Source organism: Sulfurimonas sp., assembly GCF_028694895.1.
In the GTDB taxonomy this organism is placed as follows: domain Bacteria; phylum Campylobacterota; class Campylobacteria; order Campylobacterales; family Sulfurimonadaceae; genus Sulfurimonas.
Map to the genome: position 1 here is coordinate 1 of NZ_JAQVKA010000017.1, position 25,454 is coordinate 25,454.

At 33.9% G+C, this 25,454-nt stretch carries 27 protein-coding genes; 10 read left to right on the plus strand and 17 right to left on the minus strand.

All coding sequences use genetic code 11. The features are described from left to right. Positions 1 to 870, plus strand: an 870-nt coding sequence (locus tag PHI38_RS03860) for a bifunctional diguanylate cyclase/phosphodiesterase (protein WP_299853039.1), incomplete at its 5' end; no start/stop codon positions are given. 4 nt (positions 871 to 874) lie between these two features. Here the strand turns inward: PHI38_RS03860 and PHI38_RS03865 are convergent. Then, the gene (locus PHI38_RS03865; protein ID WP_299853041.1) at positions 875 to 1,792 is read right to left on the minus strand and encodes a manganese-dependent inorganic pyrophosphatase; all 918 of its coding nucleotides are present in this window, start codon (positions 1,790 to 1,792) and stop codon (positions 875 to 877) included. Positions 1,793 to 1,938: 146 nt separating this feature from the next. On the opposite strand from PHI38_RS03865, the gene PHI38_RS03870 reads away from it, so the two are divergent. Beyond that, the gene (locus tag PHI38_RS03870; RefSeq protein WP_299853043.1) at positions 1,939 to 3,264 is read left to right on the plus strand and encodes a phospholipase D-like domain-containing protein; all 1,326 of its coding nucleotides are present in this window, start codon (positions 1,939 to 1,941) and stop codon (positions 3,262 to 3,264) included. A gap of 11 nt (positions 3,265 to 3,275) precedes the next feature. Next, on the plus strand, positions 3,276 to 4,007 hold the full coding sequence (locus PHI38_RS03875) for an endonuclease/exonuclease/phosphatase family protein (RefSeq protein WP_299853045.1): 732 nt from the start codon (positions 3,276 to 3,278) through the stop codon (positions 4,005 to 4,007). Here PHI38_RS03875 and PHI38_RS03880 read toward each other — a convergent pair. Beyond that, positions 4,004 to 4,633, minus strand: coding sequence for an NAD(P)H-dependent oxidoreductase (locus PHI38_RS03880; protein WP_299853047.1), 630 nt, complete (start codon positions 4,631 to 4,633; stop codon positions 4,004 to 4,006). The two genes, PHI38_RS03875 and PHI38_RS03880, sit on opposite strands and share 4 nt — an antisense overlap. A gap of 101 nt (positions 4,634 to 4,734) precedes the next feature. On the opposite strand from PHI38_RS03880, the gene PHI38_RS03885 reads away from it, so the two are divergent. Together PHI38_RS03885 and PHI38_RS03890 are read left to right on the plus strand one after the other, a co-directional pair. Then, a complete protein-coding gene (locus tag PHI38_RS03885) occupies positions 4,735 to 5,181 on the plus strand; it encodes a YchJ family metal-binding protein (protein WP_299853049.1) in 447 nt (148 codons plus the stop codon). Between the two features lie 122 nt (positions 5,182 to 5,303). Continuing rightward, positions 5,304 to 5,546, plus strand: coding sequence for a hypothetical protein (locus PHI38_RS03890; protein WP_299853050.1), 243 nt, complete (start codon positions 5,304 to 5,306; stop codon positions 5,544 to 5,546). Between the two features lie 48 nt (positions 5,547 to 5,594). On the opposite strand, the gene mnmH is transcribed toward PHI38_RS03890, so the two are convergent. Genes mnmH through PHI38_RS03910 form a run of 4 tightly spaced genes read right to left on the minus strand, consistent with a single transcriptional unit; the run spans position 5,595 to position 11,321 of the window. Then, entirely contained in the window at positions 5,595 to 6,689 is a 1,095-nt protein-coding gene (mnmH, locus tag PHI38_RS03895) for a tRNA 2-selenouridine(34) synthase MnmH (RefSeq protein ID WP_299853052.1), read from the minus strand. Beyond that, positions 6,689 to 7,720 carry a selenide, water dikinase SelD gene (gene selD, locus PHI38_RS03900; RefSeq protein ID WP_299853054.1) on the minus strand — a complete coding sequence of 344 codons (1,032 nt, stop codon included), beginning with the start codon at positions 7,718 to 7,720 and terminating at the stop codon, positions 6,689 to 6,691. The genes mnmH and selD overlap by 1 nt, the downstream gene beginning before the upstream one ends. Before the next feature lie 18 nt (positions 7,721 to 7,738). Continuing rightward, the gene (gene uvrA, locus PHI38_RS03905) at positions 7,739 to 10,573 is read right to left on the minus strand and encodes an excinuclease ABC subunit UvrA (RefSeq protein WP_299853056.1); all 2,835 of its coding nucleotides are present in this window, start codon (positions 10,571 to 10,573) and stop codon (positions 7,739 to 7,741) included. Positions 10,574 to 10,580: 7 nt separating this feature from the next. Continuing rightward, complete coding sequence (locus PHI38_RS03910) at positions 10,581 to 11,321, minus strand: sulfite exporter TauE/SafE family protein (protein WP_299853058.1); 741 nt, start codon at positions 11,319 to 11,321, stop codon at positions 10,581 to 10,583. A gap of 130 nt (positions 11,322 to 11,451) precedes the next feature. On the opposite strand from PHI38_RS03910, the gene PHI38_RS03915 reads away from it, so the two are divergent. From PHI38_RS03915 to PHI38_RS03925, 3 genes are read left to right on the plus strand one after another with little or no spacing between them, the layout of a single operon-like run. Further along, the gene (locus tag PHI38_RS03915) at positions 11,452 to 11,874 is read left to right on the plus strand and encodes a chemotaxis protein CheX (RefSeq protein WP_299853060.1); all 423 of its coding nucleotides are present in this window, start codon (positions 11,452 to 11,454) and stop codon (positions 11,872 to 11,874) included. Further along, positions 11,875 to 12,213, plus strand: a complete 339-nt coding sequence (gene fliN, locus PHI38_RS03920) for a flagellar motor switch protein FliN (RefSeq protein WP_299853062.1) — start codon at positions 11,875 to 11,877, stop codon at positions 12,211 to 12,213. After that, positions 12,210 to 13,100 (plus strand): hypothetical protein, encoded by an 891-nt coding sequence (locus tag PHI38_RS03925; RefSeq protein WP_299853064.1) that lies wholly within the window; start codon positions 12,210 to 12,212, stop codon positions 13,098 to 13,100. The genes fliN and PHI38_RS03925 overlap by 4 nt, the downstream gene beginning before the upstream one ends. Here the strand turns inward: PHI38_RS03925 and PHI38_RS03930 are convergent. The 7 genes from PHI38_RS03930 to accD are packed head-to-tail and all read right to left on the minus strand — an operon-like array spanning position 13,097 to position 18,442. After that, positions 13,097 to 14,233, minus strand: coding sequence for a hypothetical protein (locus tag PHI38_RS03930; protein ID WP_299853066.1), 1,137 nt, complete (start codon positions 14,231 to 14,233; stop codon positions 13,097 to 13,099). The two genes, PHI38_RS03925 and PHI38_RS03930, sit on opposite strands and share 4 nt — an antisense overlap. Next, positions 14,227 to 15,183 (minus strand): tRNA dihydrouridine synthase DusB, encoded by a 957-nt coding sequence (gene dusB, locus PHI38_RS03935; RefSeq protein WP_299853068.1) that lies wholly within the window; start codon positions 15,181 to 15,183, stop codon positions 14,227 to 14,229. The genes PHI38_RS03930 and dusB overlap by 7 nt, the downstream gene beginning before the upstream one ends. Before the next feature lie 6 nt (positions 15,184 to 15,189). Then, positions 15,190 to 16,206 (minus strand): hypothetical protein, encoded by a 1,017-nt coding sequence (locus tag PHI38_RS03940; RefSeq protein ID WP_299853070.1) that lies wholly within the window; start codon positions 16,204 to 16,206, stop codon positions 15,190 to 15,192. Positions 16,207 to 16,215: 9 nt separating this feature from the next. Beyond that, a complete protein-coding gene (gene dksA, locus PHI38_RS03945) occupies positions 16,216 to 16,566 on the minus strand; it encodes an RNA polymerase-binding protein DksA (RefSeq protein WP_299853072.1) in 351 nt (116 codons plus the stop codon). A gap of 12 nt (positions 16,567 to 16,578) precedes the next feature. After that, on the minus strand, positions 16,579 to 17,037 hold the full coding sequence (locus tag PHI38_RS03950; RefSeq protein WP_299853074.1) for a 23S rRNA (pseudouridine(1915)-N(3))-methyltransferase RlmH: 459 nt from the start codon (positions 17,035 to 17,037) through the stop codon (positions 16,579 to 16,581). Continuing rightward, positions 17,034 to 17,597, minus strand: a complete 564-nt coding sequence (locus PHI38_RS03955) for a thiamine phosphate synthase (protein WP_299853076.1) — start codon at positions 17,595 to 17,597, stop codon at positions 17,034 to 17,036. The genes PHI38_RS03950 and PHI38_RS03955 overlap by 4 nt, the downstream gene beginning before the upstream one ends. Further along, on the minus strand, positions 17,597 to 18,442 hold the full coding sequence (gene accD, locus PHI38_RS03960; RefSeq protein ID WP_299853077.1) for an acetyl-CoA carboxylase, carboxyltransferase subunit beta: 846 nt from the start codon (positions 18,440 to 18,442) through the stop codon (positions 17,597 to 17,599). Before accD ends, PHI38_RS03955 begins: the two co-directional genes overlap by 1 nt. A 259-nt stretch (positions 18,443 to 18,701) precedes the next feature. On the opposite strand from accD, the gene recO reads away from it, so the two are divergent. Together recO and PHI38_RS03970 are read left to right on the plus strand one after the other, a co-directional pair. Then, entirely contained in the window at positions 18,702 to 19,322 is a 621-nt protein-coding gene (recO, locus tag PHI38_RS03965) for a recombination protein RecO (protein WP_299853079.1), read from the plus strand. Between the two features lie 60 nt (positions 19,323 to 19,382). Then, positions 19,383 to 20,975: a methyl-accepting chemotaxis protein gene (locus PHI38_RS03970; protein WP_299853081.1), complete on the plus strand. Its 1,593-nt coding sequence runs from the start codon at positions 19,383 to 19,385 to the stop codon at positions 20,973 to 20,975. Between the two features lie 5 nt (positions 20,976 to 20,980). Here PHI38_RS03970 and PHI38_RS03975 read toward each other — a convergent pair whose 3' ends face one another. The 4 genes from PHI38_RS03975 to PHI38_RS03990 all read right to left on the minus strand — a co-directional run. Continuing rightward, positions 20,981 to 21,535 carry a methyltransferase domain-containing protein gene (locus tag PHI38_RS03975; protein WP_299853083.1) on the minus strand — a complete coding sequence of 185 codons (555 nt, stop codon included), beginning with the start codon at positions 21,533 to 21,535 and terminating at the stop codon, positions 20,981 to 20,983. 10 nt (positions 21,536 to 21,545) lie between these two features. Further along, positions 21,546 to 22,691: a carboxynorspermidine decarboxylase gene (gene nspC, locus PHI38_RS03980; protein WP_299853085.1), complete on the minus strand. Its 1,146-nt coding sequence runs from the start codon at positions 22,689 to 22,691 to the stop codon at positions 21,546 to 21,548. Then, positions 22,692 to 23,876, minus strand: a complete 1,185-nt coding sequence (locus PHI38_RS03985) for a saccharopine dehydrogenase family protein (RefSeq protein ID WP_299853087.1) — start codon at positions 23,874 to 23,876, stop codon at positions 22,692 to 22,694. A gap of 103 nt (positions 23,877 to 23,979) precedes the next feature. Continuing rightward, positions 23,980 to 25,454: MFS transporter (locus PHI38_RS03990; RefSeq protein ID WP_299853089.1), on the minus strand; the 1,475-nt coding region annotated here is incomplete at its 5' end.

A 25,454-nucleotide genomic window follows, 5' to 3' on the forward strand; every position in this document is an offset into this window, starting at 1 on the left:
TTCTTAGAAAATTCATCTACACATAATCTATTGGATAAAGCAGAGTATGCGATGATGACTGCTAAGAGGGATGGAAAAAATACCATACGTTTTTATAATGAATCTCTTCAAAAAATGACAAAACAAAAATCTCAAATGCTCCAATATTTAAAAGAGTCAATCTTAAAAAATGAGCTCTACTTAAACTATCAAAAGCAGTTTGATAAAGATGAAAATGTTGTTGGCGTTGAAGCTCTTATGAGATGGAACCACCCTATTCTTGGATCTGTATCACCTGCGGAGTTTATACCTATAGCAGAGGAGTCTGGAGTTATAAAAGAGATTGGTGCATTTGTACTAGAATCCGCAACAAACCAACTCCTTCTTTGGCAAAGCGATGAGATAAAAAAAGAGTGGAGAATCTCTGTAAATGTAAGTCCACTGCAATTTAGAGATAATGACTTTGTAGATAAGTTAAAAAAACTAATAACTTCTAAAAACATTGACCCTCTAAAGTTAAGGATAGAACTCACTGAGGGCGTTTTGATAGAAAACAAAGAACAAGCTATAGGTAAAATTAATGATTTAAAAGACTTTGGTATCTCAACTTCTATTGATGATTTTGGAACAGGTTATTCAAATCTATCATACTTGAAAAATTTAAAGATTGATGAACTAAAGATAGATCAATCATTTGTTTTTGGATTAAACCAAAATAGCTCAGATAAAGCAATTGTTAGAACTATAATTATGTTTGCTGAAGAGTTTAATTTTGAAGTTATTGCTGAGGGTGTAGAGACTAAAGAGCAGTTTGAAATCTTAAAAGAGCTTGGATGCAACTACTTCCAAGGCTTCTTTTTAGCTAGACCTTGTAAAGTAGAAGAGTTATAGATATTTAAAATTGTGGTTGTAGGAATGGGATAACTTGTTTCTTACGACTAAGCACTCCATCTAGCCAAGCTTGGTTATCATGAAGCTTGATGTTAAATGCAGCTTCTACCTTGCTTATATCATCGCTGAGCACTAATAGTTGTGAGCCCTCTTTCATGATATCAGTTAAGAGCATAAGTATCGTATGAAGCCCATCCTCTTCTTTCATTAGTTTCATATCATCAAAGAGCTCACCAATTCTACTCTCTAACACCGATATATCAACCATTTCAAGTTGCCCTACTCCAACTCTAGTTCCATTCATATCAAAAGCTTTATAATCTCTTGTATTTAGGTTTCTAGCACTAGCACCCTCAACTGCAGACTTTGCTATAAACATCTCCATAGCAAGAGCTTTATAATCCTCAATCCCACAGATAGCAGATAGCTCTTTTACAGCTTTTGTATCCACTTTTGTACATGTAGGAGATTTAAAAATCACTGTATCACTAAGTATAGCGCACATCATCATCCCTGCTATATCTTTTGGGATTTCTACTTTATAGTGATCATACATCTCTTTTACGATAGTGTTTGAACACCCAATTGGGCGAATCCAACACTCTAATGGCGTATCAGTCGTGATATCGCCTAGTTTATGATGATCTACTATGCCTAAAATTGTTGCTTCTTTGATATCTTTTGGAGCTTGTGCTAAATCTGAAAAGTCAATTATATAAACCTTCTCACCAGCATAAGACGTTTTAAGCTCAGGAGCATCTACTCCAAATTTGTTAAGTATAAACTCTGTCTCTGGAGAGATTTCGCCTTGACGTGTTGCTATACAATCTTCGCCTAGCTTGTTTTTTAGATATGTTAAAGAGATTGACCCAACGATTGAGTCAGAGTCTGGATTTGTATGACCAAAAATATATGTTGACATAATTAGTAACCTTTAATTCTTTTTTTGCAATTATACTAATATTTTTTTAGATTCTAATTTCTACTATTTTATTTACCTATTTTAATAATCTTAATTTAATATAACTACCCATAAAACTTTGTAGCATAGGATGCTATAATCTATTTATGAAACAAGAGATTATTTTATACCACAGCTTTATAGTTCTTGGCTCTTTACTCAGTTTCGTGGTATTAGTTCACATGCTATACCATAGACGCCCTCCTAGTGCAATCATCGCTTGGATTTTATCAATCATCGTTATACCTTATGTAGCAATGCCACTTTACTTTATAATAGGACTAAGAAAAAGAAAAAATAGATATAAAAAAACCACTCTTTTATTAGAAAATCAAGATTTTAACTCTCCTTTAGCAAATAAACATTTTAAACTATACACAGATTCAACCAAGGCATATAAAGTGCTTTTAGACTCTATAAATGGGGCAAAGAGTTCTATATATATCAGCACTTTTATATTTGAGTATGACAAAACCACAAAAGAGATAATCAAAGCCCTAATATCTCGCGCTAAAGAGGGTGTAGAGATAAAAATCCTTGTAGATTCTCTAGGTTCTATATATCTATATTTTACACAGTATAGACTCAAAGAGTTAAGAGAAGCTGGAGCAAAAATTGAGTTTTTTATGCCTATCTTTCAAATGCCTTTTAGAAACTATATCAATCTTAGAAACCACAGAAAGTTGTATATTTTTGATAATAAGATAGCTTTAAATACTGGAGGGAATCTCTCTGATGATTACATTGGTGAATCGTACTCAAAAGAACGATGGAGAGACCTTATGTTTTTGGTTGAGGGTAAATCTGTCAAAGAGTACTTTCATCTTTTTGCATCTGATTGGTTTTATGCTGCAAAAGAAAAGCTAAAAACTATACAACATCAGCATGAGAGTGGTGATTTTCTACTTCAAGTTATCCCATCAGGTCCAGATACACAAAGAGATGTTTTTTATGAGATGCTTCTCTCTAACATCTATGAGGCCAAAGAGAAAATATGCATAATAACTCCATATTTTATTCCAAATGGTTCTCTTATGGAAGCGCTAATCATCGCAAGACATAAAGGTGTTGAGATAAATCTTATAACGCCAAAAGAGGCAAACCACATTATCATAAATCTAGCTCGAGGCTCATATATGAGAGAGCTTGAAGAAAATGGAGTTAAAATCTATCTACATGAGGGAGCAATGCTTCACGCAAAAGCAATCATCTTTGATGCCAAGTGTGTTGTTCTTGGAAGTGCAAACTTTGATAACAGAAGCCTTTTTTTAAACTATGAAGTAGCAACATTCGTATATAATGATTCAATCATTAAAGAGATAGAATTTTTGAGCAATACTCTTATAAAGGAGTCTACTCTAGGCGCAAAAAGTGTATCTGCTATAAGGAGAGTTTTTGAAAATTTTATGCGAATCTTCTCTCCACAACTCTAAAGAGAATTAAAATGTTTAAACCAAAGAGTATAATAAAATCTTTAAAACATCAAGAAAGTGAGCTAAAAGAAGACTTTAGTATTCTCTGTTGGAATGTTGCAAAACTAACACTTAAAAGTTCTTATAAAGAGTTTGTAGACACTCTCATACAAGAGCATAAGTTAGATATCTTGTTACTTCAAGAGGTCAAAAAACATCTCTCACATGAGCTAGAACTTCATGACTACTCATATGTACTCTCACCAAACATAGAGACAAAAAAACATATGTTTGGAGTTCTTAGTGCATTTAAAAGCTCATGTCACAGTGAGCAGGCTATTCTTAGCAAAAAGCAAGAACTTCGTTACGCAACCCATAAAACTTCTCTTATAACTCATCATAAAACTTCAGATGATCAAACTCTTCTTGTAGTAAATCTTCACGCCATAAACTTTGTAAAAAGCAGTGCTTTTAAACATGAACTTGATTCGTTACATGTAACTATAAAAAATCATCAAGGAGCTATGATAGTTGCAGGTGATTTTAACACGTGGAATGCAAAGAGAGTTGCTTATTTGAGAGAGTTTAGTAGCTCCTTAGAGTTGACGCAAGTTGGTTTTAGTAATGAAAAAGATATAAAGAGAGTTTTTTCAAATACACTTGATTATATATTTTACAGAGGTGTTGAGCTTATAAGCTCAACTGTCGTAGATAGTAAAAAGATTTCAGACCATAACCCAATCATCGCAAAGTTTAAACTCTAATCTATAAACTCTACTACTTCATCAAACGCTAGTCTGAGCTGAGATGATTGAGGATTTGCTCTATAGCCAAATGGGATAACCAAAGCGACCTGATACTTACTAATATCAAGGCCTAATACATTTTGTAACTCTTCCCTATCAAAGCCCTCTATAGGGCAACTGTCTATCTTTAGTGCTGCTGCGCATGTCATCATATTTGCAGCTGCAATATAAGCCTGTCTGGCACTCCAACAGTAGATATTATCATCGCTATCGAGAGTATTTTTTAGATGATTTGCATAAAGTTCTACATAACTATCAAGCTTCTCTTGTGGCATATCTCTTCTTTTAAATCTCATCTCAGGCATGCCAGATTCTACTTTTAGGCTCTCTATTGCACTTAAAATTACGATTAAATGAGAGCATGAAGTTATCTGCGGTTGATTCCAGCAGTATGGTCGAATCTTTGCTTTTAACTCTTTATTTGTAATAACTAAAAACTTCCACGGCTCCATACCAAAGGAAGACGGTGATTTTCTACCAGCTTCTAAAATCTCTCTAATATCCGCATCACTTATTTTTTTATCTTCATCAAAAAGTTTACACGCATGCCTAAAATCCATAACATCTATAAAAGTTTTATTCATCTTTTACCTCTATTTATTTTGCAAGATTATATACTTTCAAAACTAATAAACAAACCAAAATAAAGCACTACATAAATTGTTTATAAAATCAAAGGATTATTGTGAAGTGTTACTGCAAAAGTAAAAAAGAGTTTAGCGAGTGTTGCGAACCATTTCTCAGCGGCGATAAAAAAGCCACATCTGCACTTGAGTTAATGAGAAGCAGATATAGCGCTTATGTTTTAGGTGATGGACATTACATAGTAAACACTGCATCTAAAGAGGCACGCTTTGAAGATAACATAGCTCTAATTGCAGAGTATGCAAGAAGCGTAAATTGGTTAGGTTTAGAGATAGTAAAAGCAGAGAAAAATATAGTTGAGTTTAAAGCTTATTATGAGGACAGCGAAGGACTACACGTACAACATGAGCGAAGTAACTTCACCTTTGAAGATGACATCTGGCTATACAAAGATGGAAAACTGTTTAACTCCAAAATAGAGCGAAACATCCTCTGTCCATGCCAAAGCGGTAAAAAGTATAAAAAATGCTGTAATAAAGCTTCTTAAATAGAAAAATATTATTTAGAAATGTTACTTTTTTCTTAATTTTTTTTACTCTATATAAAACTAAGAACAGAAGAAGCGCTTTGAGATATTATTCGATAATTAATATCAAATAAGGAAATAGTATGTTTAAAGTTATTGTAGAAAAAGAGTGTGGTTGTTTTGTTAAAAGTGATTTAAAAAATGGAATTGAGTTGGATTCAAAAGATGATGCACTTATGAAATCAATTGAGATGAGAGATTTTATGAATGAAGAATTTTGTGGAAAGCACAGCTTTAAAGTTCAAGAAGTTGGAGATAGTTTTGTAATAGCTATGAGTGATTCAACAAGCAATGGCTGTTGTGGTGGCGGTTGTTCAAGCCACTAGTCATATTATCCCCAAGTTTAATCTTGGGGATAATTGTAAAAAAGCTTCTTAAATAGAAGAGAGTTTTTCTATATAGTTTTGAACTTCTAGCGCATCTCCGCGAAAAGTTACCATATGTGCGCGTTTTTGTATCTGATAATCATACATAGGGTCATAATACTCCTCTAAAAGAAACTTAACCCACTCTTTGTATCCATCATATGAACCACTTCTTTTTTGCTCATTTAACGCACTCTCAAATATGCTAGACACCTTCGTATACTTTTCACTTCCTAAACGTCTTGTTATTCTACTCATTGCATCTTGTATGTTCTTACTCCACTCTTCTAGTGCAGAATCAAAACCAGCTTTTATATAAGCTTCTTGAGCTTGGATTACATACTCATCAAGTGTTATGTCAACTCTCTCTTGCATTTGTGCTTCAAGGATAACAAGCGGTGCATTTATAGTTGTGGTGATAAGGTTATCTGGCATAAAGGAGTTACCTATATGTTTTCCCTCATCTTCAAAGACTAGAGTCTTATAACCATCTTCTATCTTTTGAATCAATTCGTATGCTAGATTATTTTCAAAATCTATCTGCATAGGTTGAGGATTTATTTGACTTCCAAAAGATGAGCCTCTATGATTTGCTAGAGCTTCAAGGTCGATTGAGTTTTTCATTCGCTCAAGCACTATTGTCTTTCCAGAGCCTGTTCGCCCACCTAGTATTATGGGCTTAAAGTGCTCAGTTGACTCTTTTATCTGATTTATTAGATAAGCTCTAAATGCTTTATAACCACCTTTGAGTCGTACTATATTTTTTCCTCTCTCACGCAGCCACTCTTGAGAGATTCTAGAGCGTTGTCCGCCTCTAAAACAGTAAAGTAGTGCAGAAGGATTTGCCTCTATAAAATCTATCCAAGAAGCAATACGCTCTTCTCTTATATCAGCACTTACTAAAGTATGTCCTAATTCTATAGCTTTTTTATTGCCTTGATTTTTGTAGCATATTCCCACCAAGTGGCGCTCTTCATCGTTCATGATAGGTAAGTTTATGGCATTTAAAAATGCACCCTTTTTAAACTCTACTGGTGCACGAACATCAAGAAGTGGAGTTTTATTTAGAACAATGGACTTAAAATCATCAAACAAAAGACTCACTATATAACCTCTATCACATGTTCGCCTTTTGTAGTCGTCTCGCCTATTGGCTCAAGGTTTAAACCAAACTCTTTAGCACTTTTGTAAAACTCTTCTACGCCACTTTTTTTTACAAAAACCAAAAGTCCGCCTGAAGTTTGTGCATCACAAAGTATTTCTTTTTGCTCATCGCTCATAGCACTTATCTTATGACCATAACTCATAAAGTTTTTACGCGAACCCCCAGGAATACACCCTAACACTCTGTATTTCTCAACATTTTTTAAAAGTGGAACACTCTTAAAGTTTATCTTCGCACTTACATCACTTGCTTCGCAAACTTCACTAAGATGCCCCAAAAGACCGAATCCTGTAACGTCTGTCATAGTTACAACGCTCTCAAGTGCAGCAAAAGTAGCTCCTGCTTTATTTAACGTAACCATAGCTTCAATGGCAACGTCAATGTCCCCATCTTCTATCTTCTTTTGTTTTTGCGCAGTTGTAAGGATTCCGATTCCGATAGGTTTTGTAAGAAATATATAACAATCATCCGTTGCAGAGCTATTTTTCATAAGATGTTTATTGTCAACTAACCCTGTAACAGCAAGTCCAAAAATTGGCTCAGGAGAGTCTATAGAGTGACCACCAGCTAAAGGGATTCCACTCTCCAAACATACTGCACGACCACCTTCGATAACCTCTTTTGCAACATCAGCAGAGAGCTTATCAATAGGCCATCCAAAAATAGCGATAGCCATAAGTGGACGACCACCCATCGCATAGATATCACTAAGTGCGTTTGTAGCAGCAATACGCCCAAATGTAAAAGGGTCATCTACTATAGGCATAAAAAAGTCTGTTGTAGAGAGCACAGATTTGCCATCTCCCAAATCAAACGCTGCTGCGTCATCTTTATGTTCATTTCCAACTAAAAGTTCTGGATAAAGAGGCATTTTCGTAGTTGTTTTTAAAATCTCATCAAGAAGCATTGGCGAGATTTTACATCCACACCCTGCCCCATGACTATATTCTGTAAGTTTTATTTGACCCACTGTTTTCCTTAAATATGACTATTTTTGTTTATGAAGTAAAAGCTCTTTTGCAAGATACTCTCCGGTATAACTACCTGTTTTTTTATAGTTTTTAGCAAGCTCTTCAGGGCTTCCCTCAGCGATGATTAAACCGCCTCCGCTTCCACCCTCAGGCCCCATATCTATGATGTAATCCGCATTTTTTATCATGTCTAAGTTATGCTCTATGATTAAGACGCTATTTCCAAGTTCTACAAACTTATGCAGAACTCCTGTCAGTCTATCAACGTCTGCAAAATGAAGCCCTGTTGTTGGCTCATCAAGGATGTATAGTGTTTTACCTGTATCTTTACGGCTTAACTCTTTACTTAGTTTAATTCTTTGTGCTTCACCGCCTGAGAGTGTTACAGCGTTTTGTCCTAGAGTAATGTAACCAAGGCCCACATCAACTAAAGTTGAGAGGATTTGATTTAGTTTTGGTATCGCTTTAAAAAACTCATAAGCCTCTTCAACGCTCATGTTTAGCACTTCTGATATGTTTTTACCTTTGTAGTAAACCTCTAGAGTTTGTTGATTGTATCTACTGCCATTACATGCGTCACATTTGACCATGATGTCTGGTAAAAAGTGCATCTCTATCTTGTTTTGGCCTTCGCCTTGACACTTCTCACACCTTCCACCTCTAACATTAAAGCTAAATCTTGAGCTTGTATAACCTCTAATTTGAGCCTCTTTTGTCTGCTCAAAAAGATTTCTTATCTCATCCATAAGTCCTGTATAAGTTGCTGGATTTGAGCGTGGAGTCCGTCCTATTGGGCTTTGATCAAGGTAGATTACTTTATCTACATTCTCAAGTCCGTTGATTTCCACTCCTGCAACTTTGTTTACTTTTCTTGCATGATTTAAAAGCTCTCTCGCCGTTGGAAGAAGCGTTTGAAGCATCAGAGAACTTTTTCCACTTCCGCTTACTCCTGTGATACAGACAAAGTTGTTTAGTGGAATTTTCGCGCTTAAATTATTGATATTATTTAATGTAACATTTTTTATCTCTATAAATTTATCTTGTGCCCTTCTGTAAAAATACTCTATCCTTTTTCTACCATAAAGATAGTCAGCTGTGAGTGTTTTAGCCTTTTGTAGCTTATCAAGTGTTCCTGCAAAAACAACTTCTCCACCAAACTTTCCAGCTCCAGGGCCAATATCTACTATAAAATCAGCATTCTCGATAGTCTCTTTGTCATGTTCAACAACAATTACGCTGTTTCCTTTTTCTTGAAGACTTCTAAGAGTTCGGATAAGTTTAAGAGTATCTCTCTCATGAAGCCCTATACTTGGCTCATCAAGAACATATAAAACACCAGTTAAACCACTTCCTATCTGCGAAGCAATGCGGATTCTTTGCGCCTCTCCACCACTGATAGTTCTAGCATCACGGCCAAGCGTTATATAGCCAAGTCCTACATCAAACAAAAAGTAGAGTCTCTCCCTTATCTCATTTAAAATAGGTGCAGAAATTTGAGCACTTTGATCTGTAAAATACTCAAAATTTGTTTTATTCTCAAACCACTCGTAGCTTTTAGAGATTGGCATATCTAAAACATCTGCAATTCCTTTACCTGCGACCTTAACGGCTAAAGACTCTTGTTTTAATCTATGAGATGAGCAGATACTACACTTCTTCTCACTCATATAATCAGCCAACTCTTTTTCATCTTTAAACATATCGTATGCTATTTTTATGATTCCCGGCCAAACTCTCTTTACTTCATGATTTTTCCAAAGAAAGCTAACTTCATCTATGCCGCCATGCAAGATAGCTTTTTTCTGATGCTCTTCTAACTCTGAATAAGGGATGGTTGTATTTATCTTATTTTGCGCGCAAAAGCCTTTTAAGAATGTAAAATAGTAACCTTTGTTAAAGCCATAGATTATCTTTACAGCGCCCTTCTCAACCGACAAATCAACATCTACAATCTTATCTTGATCAAGTGCATAACGAAGTCCCAGCCCATCACACTCTCTACATGCACCCTTTGGAGAGTTAAAAGAGAAAGATAATGGCTCTAGTGGTTCAAAACTAACCTTACAATCAAAACATGCGTTGTGTTCACTGTAGTGCATATGTGAACGGTTAAGTCCAAGCTCCTCATGATTTAGTATCTCAACTTCAAGCTCACCATAGCTCTCTTTTAGGGCTTTTTCAACGTCTGCTGCTATGCGTTCTTTGTTCTCTTTATTTACCACTACTCTATCTATTACAACTTTTATAGTATGTTTTTTTGTTTTACTAAGCTCTATCTCTTCATCAAGTCTTACCATCACGCCATCTATCATGGCACGAACATAACCTTTATGTACAAGAGACTCTAAAACATCAGCGTATGCGCCTTTTTTCTCATTTACGATGGGAGCCAAAAGAACAAGTTTTGCACCTTCTGGAAGTTTTGCAACCTCGCCTATAATATCTGAAGCACTCATTTGAGAGATTACTTTGCCACACTTATGGCAGTGCTGAATCCCAACACGAGCATATAGAAGTCTTAGATAGTCATATATTTCAGTAATTGTTCCAACAGTTGAGCGAGGATTTTTACTTGTAGTTTTTTGATCAATCGCGATAGCTGGAGTAAGTCCTTCTATCTTATCAACATCAGGTTTTCCTACACGGTCTAAGAATTGTCTTGCATAAGATGAGAGAGACTCCATGTAACGTCTCTGCCCCTCAGCGTAGAGCGTATCAAACGCTAGAGTTGATTTTCCACTACCGCTCAGGCCTGTAAATACAACAAGCTGATTTTTTGGAATCTCAAGCGATATATTTTTTAAATTATTTTCTCTTGCACCTACAATTTTTATAATATCTCTGTTTTTCATAATATAATTAATTCCCTCTAAAAAATATTCTCTGTGCCAAATATAGTACTATTAAAAGATAAAAGAACACTAATAGTCTCTTTTGAACTAGAGCATCTACCTTATCTTTAAGATGCACACCGATATATACACCAACAAATGAAGCTAAACCTATTACAACTCCGCTATAAAAATCTATCTCCCTACTTAAAGAGTGAGATATCAAACCAGCAACAGAAGAAAAGACTACAAAAAAGAGTCCAGCTGATATAGCACGCTTAAGGTCTACATGTAAGAAACCTACTAGTATTGGAACTAAAAGTATACTACCACCAACACCAATCAACATACTCAATGTACCTAAAACCAACCCTATAAAAAACAGAATTACTCTATGTACTTTTTTTTGAGTCTGATTTATAATCGTCTTTGCAAATAGTCTAAATAGTGCAAATGAAGCAAACGCTAAAAAAATAAGCTCTAAAACTTTATCATTTACATAAGAAACTATAAAACCACTTAAAAATGCACCACAAAACCCACCAATTCCAATGGTTACAACCATTGCAACATCAAGATTTTTATTTTTATTGTTTAAATAACTTCCATAAATAGAGCTAAAAACCATTTGCACTACTGAAATTCCAATAGCATCTTTTATTTGATAACCTAAAAACAGAAGAAGAGGAACAAGAATAGTTCCACCACCAATCCCAAAAAAGCCAGATAAAGTACCAACGCCAACGCCTAAAAGGAGTAATTCAATCATTTTAAAAACTTTTTTTGGAATTATATCATCTTATACAAAATCAAAGTTATCACAACTTATCAAACATAAGATAGTTTAATTTTACTTTGAGATTCAATAAAGTATAATCATCCCTCTTAAGGGGCATAAAATGTTAAATATAATTATAGAAGCTTCCCAAAATTTCTGTATACATCAAATTAGAGAAACACATGAAGTTGTTGCGTGTACGGATAAAATGAGAACACTAATTGCTTATGTTGACATAACTATGACTAGTGGTAAAAAACATAGAGTTTATATAGGTGCATCACCAAATTTTGCTCAAAGAGTTACAACGATTCTTTTAGAAGAAGATGAGAGTGATGAAGAGACATTAGTTGATATGGTCCTTGAACTTACAAACCTCATAGTTGGAAGCGCTAAAGTTCTTGCACAAAATATGCCAGAGTGTTCGTACACGATGGCTACTCCTTGTTTTGAAAAAATAGATGCTTTTGATATAGAGTATAATGAAGCAAAAACTATAAAAGTTGGCAATGATGAGATGATTGTTGCCATCAAGGAAATATAATTGAAAAAAAGAAAACATGGCTATGGGGCAAAGGAAGAAGTCTTTGACCCAGAGAGCGAACTTTCGTGGATGGACTATTCGGGTCTTTTAGATATGGAAGTTGAATTTGTATCTGATTTAGGCGAGACAGAGCTCAGCATAGGCGATATACTACAACTAAAAAAAGGTTCCATTATAGACCTTAAAAAACCAGCTGGTGAGAGCGTTGAATCATATGTAAATGGACGTATTTTAGGCAGAGGCGAAGTTATGGTATATGAAAAAAACCTCGCAATCCGTATAAATGAAATCCTAGACTCAAGCGCCGTTTTATATCACCTCTCAAGAGAGAAACAATGATTAAATTTTTACTACTTTTTTCTATCCCTTTTTTGCTTAATGCTTCAAAAATACTAAGTTATAACATCTACGATAGAACAGATAGAGTAGATGTTATGGTAACTTTTGATACCCCTTATAGCGGTACTATAAAACAAAACAATAGTAACTCCATTATCACTATAAAGCTTGAAGGTGCTTCAATAGAATCTTCTAAGGTTAAGCAGCTCTCATCAAAGTATATACGCTCAATTACTATTACACCGATGGATGAGTATACTCAAATAGTAGCAGAAGTTCCGCCATCTGTAACACTGCAAGCTTCAAAAACATCTGACTCTTATGGGCTTAGACTTCGCTTTGCAACGCAAGAAACCGTAGCACAAGGTAGCTCTGGGCAAAAAGAGGTTTCAAAAGATGAGTTTGCTTCCCTTCCAACAAAAAAAGGTGATGATTTATCACAAAGCTACTATATTGTTCTTACAATTCTCATACTCGGTATAGGAACACTTTTTTATATCAAAAGAAGAGTTACTCAGCCACAAACAAAACAAAAACAATCATCTTGGCTTTTTCAAGAGAGCAGTAGTACAACACAAGAAAAAAAAGATGTTACACAACCAACTAACTCATCAAACATAACTATTAGATTTCAAAAAGCATTAGACAGTGACAACAGTGTAGTTATGCTTGATTTTGGTGAGCAGAGCTATCTTGTACTCATAGGAAAGAGCAATATACTCTTAGACAAATTTACAGACAATAAACCTGCGTCTGAGAGTGAATTTGAAACTATCTTGCAAAACAGACATAAAGAACTTGATAATTTTTTGAATAATGACGAAGAGTATAAAGACTCGCTTAGAATATATAAAGAAAAGGCAGCTTCAATCTCTTATGAGGTTTAATCCTCTTGCTGCGCTTTACCATTTAGAAGATTTTTAATTGTAGAGAGATTCTCTACACTTAACTTATATTTTTCATCCATCATCTTAGTAACATGGTAAACCTCTGTTATGGTAATGCCATATGGGTCTTTTTTCTCTTTAACTATTTTAGAGCACTCATCATATGAGTAAAGATATAGCACTTTACGAGTTTGTTGTATATAGTAAGTTAGCGTAATCTCATCAGAGTGTTTTTTCTCAAGCGCTACCACAATACTCTGGTTATCTTTAAAACTTTTATCAAGTCCTAACTCATCTCTAAGAGATGCAACTTCAATATAACCTATATAGAATTTATTATATAAGTCATGATATCTTTGCACTTTTTGACTCATTAAAAAATTCATATCAATGATATATTTTTTATGACTTCTTATAGTTTTTGTAATCCAAGAAATTGTATTGTAATATCTAAATGGAAATAGTTTAAGTGAGTGAGCCTCAATCATTTTAGGTGATTTAACTCTCTTTTTTGGTTGAAGCTTTCTGCTATCTGTATCTACAATATAATCAAGCACCGCTTTAGCTGAGAATTCATTTGTCAGCCAAACATTACAATATGGTGGTAGTTGTCTAACCCCAGTAGCACCCTCATTTAAAATAATAAGTGATTTAATCTCATACTCTGGAAAAATAAGTTCTAAAAGAGCTTTTTTCTTTCTAAGTCTTTTTCTAAGCTTTAAAACAGACTTTACAAGTGTCATCTCAACAAAATATAGTTCTTTGTTTTTTGTGATAAACATAGCATCAAACTCGCTAATTTCTCTACTTTTTGTTCTATAAACAATTTGCTGTTTTTCACTTATTGAGAGTGTATTTGCATGAGATTTTATCTTGTCTTGATGAAAACCTTTTAAGACAAACTTTTCTATCTCATCATTCTCTACTGCGTACATAAGAAGTTTTTCATAAACATAGTTTTCAAAAACTTCACCCTCAAAAGAGCGATACGAGCTTAAATAGTGTTGATCATCTTTGGCAATTCCACGTCTTATAAGTGCCAGTAGATACTTTACATTATAATCATAGTGAAGTAGATTATCTCCTATATCACTCTCATCTAACGTCTTAATTGATTTGCTGATTTTTAACAAGCTATCTCACTATTATTTAAAAAATTTTCTATTAATTCTCTACACTCATCAGGCTTTGAGACATGATTTATTTTATCTCTTAAAACTGAAGCTCCACGATATCCTTTTGAGTAAGTATGCATATGTTTTCTAAACATAGCAACGCCATGAGCACCATGAAACTCAATCATTTTATCAAAATGTTCCATGATTATAACGCGTTTTATACTCTCATCAATATCTTTAGTGCCATGCTTTAGCTGATGAAAAATCCAAGGAGCGCCAATAGCACCACGACCTATCATCACACCATCAGCGCCAGTATGCTTTAAAACCCACTCTGCTTTTTCATATGAGTCTATATCCCCATTTGCAATTACTGGAATATTGATAGCCTCTTTTATCTCTCTTATCGCATCATAATCAACTGCTGATTTAAATCTTCCAGCACGTGTTCTTCCATGAACTGCAATAAAATCAGCTCCACTATCTTCAACCATTTTTGCGATATCAACATGGTTTTTTTTCTCAAATCCAAGTCTTATCTTAACACTTGTGAGGTTTTTGTTTGATGTGTCTTTAATTGTTCTTATAATCTCACCCATAAGAGGTAGATTTAAAAGAAGTGAGCTTCCACTTCCATGTCCTACAATTTTAGGAACAGGGCATCCGCAATTTAAATCAATTACATCTATGCCAGAGAGCTCATTTAGTATCTCAACGGCTCTTCTTATAACATCTACCTCGGCTCCAGCAATTTGAACAGAATAAGGGTCTTCATTGGGGCTTTTTTCTATCATTGATAATGTTTTTGATGAATTGTGAGCTAGGGCGTTTGAGCTAAGCATCTCACTAACAGTAAGATCTGCTCCAAATTTTTTAACTACACTTCTAAATGGTAAATCTGTATAACCAGCAAGAGGTGCTAGAACGTAGATAGGCTTATCAAAAGTTAGTTTCTTTTCAATCATTTTATACTAAATAAAAAGATTTATATCAAAGTGTTTACCACACTCTTTAAGTGAACTATATGCTTTAAACTGTGGATAATCACCAGCTTGAGAAACATCTAGTATGTCTTTTGCAGGAGTTAACATCTCTAAATCAAAAAGCGTAAATAGATACGCTTCCATTGCTAAATCATTATCGTTACTCAATGTTTCAAAAAGCTTCATTCTCTGCTCAGGTAACATTGACTTAGATAACTTTTTAGATGCCTCTACGTACTCTTTTGATGAAAGACTTAAATCTTTACAAAGAGAGATTAAAGATTCATTAGAAATAACTAAAGTATTTGAATCTGCATTAATTCTAGATAAAATTTCAAAAATAGCTTCTTTAGTAAGTGCATTTTTATACTTTTCAATCCCATTTAACGATGCTTTTTTTACAAAATCAATATAAACTTCTTTTTGTAAAGATATATCATATTTATTTTTAGAACTTAAAATATCTTCAGCGCTTAAAACACCTTTTTTATATCTATTTCTATCATTTTGGATAGCAAACGGATTTGAAGGTAAAAGAGAATATTTTCTTAAATCAACAATTTCACCATTTTTTATATTATTTATTATAGTTAGAACATCATTTATTTTCTTATTTTCTACTTCAGCGTTAAACTGTGCTGTTGGAGAAACTGTTGCATTATCGACTAAAGTACCTAAGAGTTTATATTTTGGTGTTTTAAATGAGTGAGAGCGATTCTCTTTTGCTAAATATGCATCAACGATAGAGTCAACCATTTCTTCATGATCTTTTTTATATTTACGAACCTTTAACATTCCCACTAGCGAATAAAAAAGCATATGAAGTAAACTTGCTATATATAAAAGAATCATTGGCAAAACTACTAACACAGCAATAGACAAAGATGGCAGAGTAACTCCAAAAAGCTCAATACTTAGGCTATCTTGTGTTATAAATGCGTAAACATACCAACCTACTACTACTATTAATATAAATGCTGCTATCGTGTATTTTTTAAGATGCATAACTACTCCCTATCTAGATTTTTCTACTATTTCTCTACAATCTATGCAGTATATCGCATGAGGCTTAACTTTAAGTCTTTGAAAACCAATTGGATCTTCGCACATCTCACATATTCCATAATCACCTACTACGATTTTTCCAAGCGTAACATTTATCTCTCTTAATTCTTGCTCTTGTTGTTGAACAATTGCACTCTCAACCATTGAACTATTATCTACAGATGCGTGATCGCCCTCATCTTTTAACTCCAAAGAGCTTAATTGTGTCAACTCTTCATTAACACCTCTAATATTTTTTATTATTTGTTCTTTTTTACTCTCAAGAATCTCTTTAAAATATTTTAACTCGCTCTCTTGCACATCTATTCCTTGTTATTTATGATATGGGTGATTACTTAAAATTGAAAATCCCCTATAAATTTGCTCCAGTAAAACTACTTTGGCAATTTTATGACTCATAGTAATATTCCCTAAACTTATGATAGAATCACCCTTCTTTAAGAAATCATCTTCAAAGCCGTAGGCACCGCCTATAAAAAATTTAACCGCAATTCTACCATCTAATAGCTTACTAAATTCATAACTATCAATTAATTGTCCATCTGGATGCAATATAACGTTAAAACTCTTAGCTAAATACGGTGCAAAAAGTTTTGAATAAGCCTCTTTTGAGGCCTCTGCGGAGATAGTGTGCGCTTTTGTTACATCTTTATTAAAAAGTTCTATATCTTCTATCTTTGCAAAGCGAGAAATCATCTTCATAAGCTCTTTATTAAGAGGATCATATATAGATTTCTCTTTTTTGGCAATTGATAGAATCTCTATATTCACAAAATCAATCCGCTTCCTATCACATGATAAGTAACATGTGAAAATTCATCACTCTCTTTTACTCCACCAATTGCTCCAACACAATGTTTTGATAGTGACGCAAGATGGTCTAGTTTTTCGCCAAGAACTGTTGTAACGTCACTTTTTGTATCTGTACTTCTATATGCACCTAGACCAATATAGTTTAAGTCCATCTCATTAGCTTCTAAAATCTCTTTCTCGTTATGAGTTGAGATACCTAAAATCTTATCTTTTTTAATAACTTCTCTAATAATTTTAACTGCTACAAAAAGATCTTTATCTACCTTTATTAAATCTTCTTGTCCCATATGAACGCCATCGCAAAACTCTATAAGTTCATAAGCATCATTTACGATTAAAAAACCATCATATATTTTTCTAATTTTAATGAGTTGTTGTTTGATAAATGCAATATCAGCATTTTTATTTCGATACTGAATGATCTCTGCATTTTTTTCTTTGGCTATAGAGATAAATTCTTCGAGCAAAAGACCTTTTTTATCTAAAAGATCTTGATCACAAAGAGCATAAAGCTGCATTACGCAACTTTAAATAGTGTTAGCAGATCTGAGAGTGTTTTTTTAAGGTCATTTCTATTTACAATCATATCAATAGAACCTTTTTCAAGTAAAAACTCTGCACGTTGAAAACCATCTGGCAAAGCAGAGCCAATTGTCTGCTCAATTACTCTTTGTCCAGCAAAACCAACAAGAGCGCCAGGCTCAGCTATGATGATATCTCCAAGTGTCGCAAAAGAGGCACTAACGCCTCCCATTGTAGGGTCAGTTAAAACAGAGATATAAAGAAGTTTATGTTTTGCTAGTTTTGCTAAGGCTGCAGAAGTTTTACTCATCTGAAGTAGAGAGAAAGTACTCTCTTGCATTCTAGCTCCACCACTTGCACTAAGAATAATAAGTCCTTGTCTCTTCTCAATAGCACGATCAACTGCGCGAACAATTTTTTCACCCTCAACAGAACCAAGTGAGCCACCCATGAAAGCAAAATCAAATATAACTATTTGAGCACTTACACCATTCATTTTGCACTCACCACTTACAACAGATGAATTTTTACCTGTTTTTACGTATGCTTCTTGAAGCCTTTTTTTGTAAGATATCTTATCTGTAAAGTTAAGTGGATCAACAGGTTTTAAATTATCGTCATACTCTACAAAGCTACCTTCATCTACTAATAATTCTATTCTCTCTTTTACACCAATTCTAATATGGTAGCCGCACTTTGGACATACATGCTTTTGGTTTTCTACCTCTTTATAGTACATAAGAGATTGACATGATTTACACTTTACCCAGTGTGCTGGAGCCTCGCTTTTAACAGGCTGATCTTTGTCTGTGTTTCTAGAAAAAATGCTAAGTAGATTCAAAAAATGTCCTTCAATATATAATGACGGGAATTATACCAAAATAATGCTTGAATTCTATAAATATTAAGAAAATTAGCACTCCTTTAGAGTCAATAACAAGAGCCATTTTTCTACATTTTATAGCCTTGTTTGGATTTATTTAAAGATATTATATTATTAAAAAATCATAGTTGTATTTTGTAATTTGAAGGTTTAAAAAATATAAAAATGCTATAATTTTTTAATAAAAAAGAGATGTAAATATAAAAGAAGTAAGCGTATGCAAGGATTTATTTTAGCACTAAATAAGGTTAAAGATGAAGACCTTATTGTTAGTGTTTTATCAAGAGAAAATTTAGACACTCTATATAGATTTTATGGTGCAAGGCATGGGGTCATAAACTTGGGCTTTAAGATTGACTATGAAAAAGAGCCCTCTTCTAAAAGTTCTATAAGTAGGCTAAAAGATGTTATTCATATAGGTTTTAAATGGATAAACAACTATAAACTATTAAAACTTTGGCAAGAGTTTTGTGCTCTTTTTTATAAACACCTAAAAGATGCTGAACAACTTGACTCATTTTACTTTGATCTGCTAGAAAATGCTTCGCAAAATTGGAATAAACAAAATCCAAAAAGAGTAGCAATAGAATCATATGTAAAACTACTTGAGCATGAAGGCAGACTACATAAAGAGTTTGAGTGTTTTTTATGTTCTGGTCATATTGATGAGGATGAAGTCTCACTACTTCGAGCCTACTTACCAACTCATAAAAATTGCGCTCACTCTCATGCTATAAAAAAAAGTGCAATCACTGAACTTTTTAACAACCACTCTACTCTTTTTTTAAACGATAATGATATTGATATACTTTGGTATCTACTTTTAGAAGGCCTTTGAAGCTAAACAAAAATATTCTTATGTTAAACTATTTTTATAATTTAAATATGGAGTTACTAAATGTTATCTACTATTAAATCTCGTATTCTCATCACTATACTACTTTTTGGAACGTTATCAGTTGGTTTAATGTACTTTTATATATCTTATACTTTTAATGATTTTTCAAACAAAACTGCAAATAAATCTTTAGATATGTTAAGCCAGTCAATCTTTCAAACTGTTACACAAAGTATGTTAGCAGGCGACCCGCAGGTTGTCCAAAATACGGTGCAAGAAGCAAAGAAAATACATGGAATTGAATCACTTGATATATCAAAATCAAAACTAACACTAGAGCTTTATTCTAGAGATAATGAGAGTTTTACAACTGATACAATGGTTAAAGAAGTACTTGAGAGCAAACAAATAAAAACAGTTGAAAAAACAGATAACTCTCATCACACTATCCAGCTCTTAAAACCAATGATAGCTGAACAAAGATGTATAGCATGTCATGCAAATGCGGCAGAGGGTGATGCTCTTGGTGTTATGAGCCTTGTAGTATCGCTTGATGCAAATGACAAAGAGATACAAGATACAAAAAACATTTTACTTATAACACTTAGTACCGTTTTTATCCTCTTTATATTGATTATAAACACCTTTTTTAAAAAAGAGGTAATCACTCCAATAGATGAGTTAAGAAAAAGAATCAGAGCTCTTGTTGATGGAGATAAGGATTTAACAAGACGTATTGAAGTTTTACGTAAAAACGAGTTTGCAGCTTCTGCTTATGCAGTAAATGATTTTGTAAAAACTGTTCAAGATACTGTAAATGAAGTGAAAAATTTAGGACATGAAAATGTGGCTATTGCAGATAAAATCACAAAATCTTCATCTTCTATATTTACAACTATTCAAGAAGAGAGCGTTATTGTACAAGAAACAACTCATAAGAGTAAATCTATTAAAGATATTTTAGATAACTCAATCTTAGTAGCAAGAGAGACACAAGAGAAAGTTTTACAAGCAGATAAAAATCTAGAGTCTTCAAAAGAGACACTTAGTGAGCTAGTACGTGAAGTAGATACATTTATAGAGATTGAAAATGAACTCTCACTTAAGCTTCTTGATTTAAAACTAGATGCTGATCAAGTAAAAAGTGTTTTACTTGTGATTAAAGATATAGCTGAGCAGACAAATCTCTTAGCTCTTAATGCGGCTATTGAAGCTGCACGTGCAGGTGAGCATGGGCGAGGCTTTGCAGTTGTAGCAGATGAAGTGCGTAAGCTTGCAGAGAGAACACAAAGATCTCTTGTGGAGATAGAGATGAGTGTCAGTACAATTGTGCAGTCTATAAATGACGTAAGTGATAAGATGCATGAAAATGCAAAAGGTATGCAGAACCTTACAAATATATCTCATAATGTTGAGGAGAAGATTAACGATACTTCATATGAGATGAAAAACTCGCTTGAAGTAGCTAGACGCTCAGTTAAAGATTCTGAGATGATGGTAAAACATACAGATGAGATAATTGTAAAAATCAATGAGATAAGTAATCACTCCTCTTTGAATAAAGAGAGAGTAATAAGCATAACCGATGAGTCTAAACGTCTGCTAGAAGTGGCAAACTCACTTGAATCAACAATTAATGAGTTTAAGAGCTAAAAGGGCTAAGCCTTTTTAGCCACTATTGATGCAATCTTAGTTTTCTCGCCTCTTAGATTAACGTCTATCTTCTCTTCATAGTAAATCACATCAAGTCCTATAAAAGAGTGTAAAAGCTCATTTTTTCTAAGAAGATAGTCTAGGTTTGTTGTTGGCATATTAAAGTCACCATGAGCCACTATAAATGTTTCAAACACTAACAATCCACCGCTCTTAAGTGCTTCTTTCATCTGAGAGACAAGACGGCGATTTAGGTAGTTAATATTTACAATTAAATCATATCTGTTTGGAGTTAGATTGTACTTGTCTAAATCTGTATTTATCTTGTTTATCATCGAGCTATTTTTTACAGATTTGAGCGCATGATCAGATATATCAATAGCATCAACCATAAAACCTTTATCTGCTAAATAGTGAGTATTTCTACCCATTCCACAAGCTATATCTATAGCTTGACCAACTTTTGCATGTTCAATGTATTTCTCTAGCAGTGGTGAAACGGTTTGTGGCATTGGGTTTTCTAAATATCTCTCATTCCATCTTACTTTATCTTCTTGCATGTAATATCCTTTATGATAATCTATTTCTATAGTCTTGATATCCAAACTCTTTTATAACATCAAGAGTTTTATCTTCTCTTAGTATAACTAATGAGGGTAACTTTATACCGTTGAATGTCGTGTTTTTTACAAAAGTGTAGTGAATTTGATCTTCAAATATTACTTTATCGCCCACTTTGAGTGGCTCATCAAAAGAGTAATCACCCATAATATCGCCTGCTAGGCATGTATTTCCACCAAAACGATATGTATACTTTTTCTCTCCCACCATGCCGCTTCCTCTAACCATCGCGCGATAAGGCATAGCTAGAGTATCAGGCATATGAGCCTCAGCAGAAGTGTCTAAAATAGCTATATCCATACCATTATGAACTATGTCGAGTACTGTGCTAACAAGTACGCCAGTTTCCCATCCAACAGCTTCACCTGGTTCTAAATATACATCAACGTTGTATTTTGCTCTAAAATCTTTTATAATTTTTATGAGCCTCTCAACATCATAACCTTTTTTTGTTATGTGATGTCCACCACCAAAGTTTATATATTTTAGATTTTTAAAGTATTTAGAGAATTTCTCTTCAAATGCTTTGAGTACATCTTCTAGGGCATCAACATCTTGCTCACAAAGCGCATGAAAGTTAAGGCCATCAATATGCTCTAAAACCTTCTCATCAAAGTTTGCAAGGGTAGTTCCAAGACGGCTATAAACTCCACATGGATTATATATATCTTTTGGAGATGATGACTGCTCTGGGTTTATTCTAAGTGATAAACTGATTTTTTGGTTTATCTTTTTTACTCTCTTAGAGTATTTAAAGAGCTGTGATGGAGAGTTAAAAACTATATGATTGGATATTTTAGCTATCTCATCGATATCTTCATCTTTAAAGGCTGGAGAGTAAGTATGAACTTCAAGATTTTTATCATTTTGTGCAAACTCCTCCCTAGCTAAAAGTGCTTCATGAAGCCCACTAGATGTACAACCTTTTAGGTACTGCTTTACAAGTGGGAATGTACTCCACATTGCAAAGCCTTTGAGTGCTAAAATAACCTTAGCACCACTCTCTTTTTGCACATAGTCTAGTATCTCAAGATTTGCTCTAAGTAGTGACTCATCACACATATAGTATGGTGTAGAAAGCTCTTCTTTGCTCATTTAAACCTCAAACTCTTTTATCTGCCAAGGAAGCCCCTGAGTATTCATCTCCTCCATAAATGGATCTGGATCCATCTGTTCCATATTGAAAACCCCTACTCCGCTCCAGATGCCCTTAAGCATAAGTTTTGCACCAATCATAGCAGGAACACCTGTTGTATATGAGACTCCTTGAGAGTTTGTCTCAGCAAAGCACTCTTCATGGTCTTTTACTTGATAGATATATATTTTTCTTTTTTTGCCATCTTTTATACCCTCGGCTACTATTCCTATATTTGTTTTACCTTTTGTTCTAGGACCAAGTGATGCAGGGTCTGGAAGAAGTGTTTTTAAAAACTCAATAGGAACTATTTTCATGCCCTTATGTTCAATTGGTTCAATTCCAAGCATTCCGACATTTTGCAGAACTTCCATATGTTTTAGATAGCTCTGTCCAAATGTCATAAAAAATCTAATTCTCTTTAGCCCTTTTATATGCTTTACGAGTGATTCCATCTCTTCATGATAGAGCAAATAACTATCTTTTTCTCCAACTTCTGGATAATCCCAAACCTGCATTATCTCCATCGGCTCAGTCTCTATCCACTTTCCGTTTTCCCAATACCTACCTTTTGCACTTACTTCGCGAAGGTTTATCTCAGGGTTGAAGTTTGTTGCAAACGCATAACCATGATCTCCAGCATTACAATCAAGTATATCAATAGTATGAATCTCATCAAAGTAGTGTTTTTGCGCATAAGCACAAAAAACGTTTGTCGCCCCAGGGTCAAAACCACTTCCGAGTAGTCCCATAATCCCAGCTTCTTTAAACTTCTCATCTCTTGCCCATTGAAGCTTATACTCAAACTTTGCTTCATCTGGATGTTCATAGTTTGCAGTATCCAAGTATGGTGTTTTAGTAGCGATACAAGCATCCATAATAGTTAAATCTTGATATGGAAGAGCAACATTTATTACAATACTTGGCTTATGTAAATTTATAAGTTTTATAAGCTCCTCTGTATTATCAGCATCTACTGAAGCAACCTCTATGTTTGCATTTGGCAACTCATCTTTTATATCTTGACACTTTTTAAGAGTTCTACTTGCTAGTACTATCTTGCCAAAAACATCCGCGTTTTGTACGCATTTATATACAACCACTCGGCTTACTCCGCCTGCACCTATTATTAATGTTGTTCTCAAATCTACATCCTTTTTTACTAATATCACGCCAATCAGAACTCGTTTTGATTGACTACGCTAGCCGCTATGGCACTAAAGCTTGACGCATAAAGCGTCAGATTAATTAACATTTTAAATTTATAACTTTTTCTCTAAGTTCTTCTGAGGTTATTTCCCCAATTATTGGCTCTCCAAAATAAAGAGTTATCTCTCTTTTTTTTAAAAAACATCTTCTTGCATCGCCTTTATACTTTGCAAAAATACTACCAAAAACACCATCGATATAAAACGGAACTATTACGCTACTGCCTCTATCAATAAATTTATAGCCTTGATAAAATTTTGATACATCAGAATTTCTAGATATTTTACCCTCTGGAAATATTGCTATAATTTTACCATTTTTTAATTTTATTGAGGTTTCAACAAACGAATCTTTTGATGCTCTTTGTGATACAGGGATAAGCTGTGCTAACTTAAAGCCCCAGTTTAAAAACTTATGTTTATATATATCTTTATCAATTATATAATTAATCCTCTTCTCAAGTGGAAGTTGCAAAATAAACCAATCTATCCAACTTACATGATTACCTATAAGCATCATAGCTCCGCTTCGCTGTATGTTCTCAAGTCCTACATAATTAAATCTATATCTAACTCTAAAAATAAGCTCAAAAAATGCCCAAAATCCCATAATAAAGTATCTTTTAAAGAGTAAAACACTCAAATAAATTCCAACAAGTATCATAAGATAAAAGAGTGCAGTTGCATCGACTCCAAAGTATGCAAAAACAGTTGTAAGCATTAAAAAAACAAACATAAAAAGAGTCTGTACAAAGTTATTTCCAGCTAAGACTGTTCCTAGATGTATATTTGAAGAGAGAAGTTGTATTTTTGCATTTAGTGGAACTATCAAGACTCCACTAAAGAGACCAAAGAGGATAAACTCTACTGCTAAGAGAGAGGTAGATGAAGTATGTGGTATAAAAAACAGTACTACCGTTATACCTAAAGCGCTAAGCACTGATAAGCCCATATTTACATAGTATTTTGATAGGTTTGCTGCTAGTATTGAGCCAAATACTATGCCAAGAACTGCAAGAGCCATAAGCCCTTGAACGGTTATAGTATTTGTAATACCAAGCTCACTCTTTGCATACTCTCCAAAGATGGCTAAAACAACTTGTGATATAGACCAAAAAAGACTAAGTGCTATGATTGCATCAAAAGTTTCTTTTTTTCTCATTATCATAATCATGTTTTTTTTAAGATATTCGCCTTTTATATATCTCTTAAAATTAAACTTTTTTTTGGTTGCTTCTGTCATCTTGTTGGGCAGTTTAGAGGCTAAGAAATACTCAATAACTGAACCAAGTACTAAAAGCCAGCCAAGAGGCGCAATTACACGTAAGACATCCTCTTTTGTAGCAAAATTATCCCATAATAGCATCTCAAACAAAACAGTGTAAAAGATTATTCCAAGTAAAATCGCGGCAGTGGTTACAGCTTGAATAGCACCATTTCCAGCACTTATAAACTTTACACCAACCAACTCTTTTACATATCCATACTTAGCAGGCCCGTATATTGCGCTTTGAA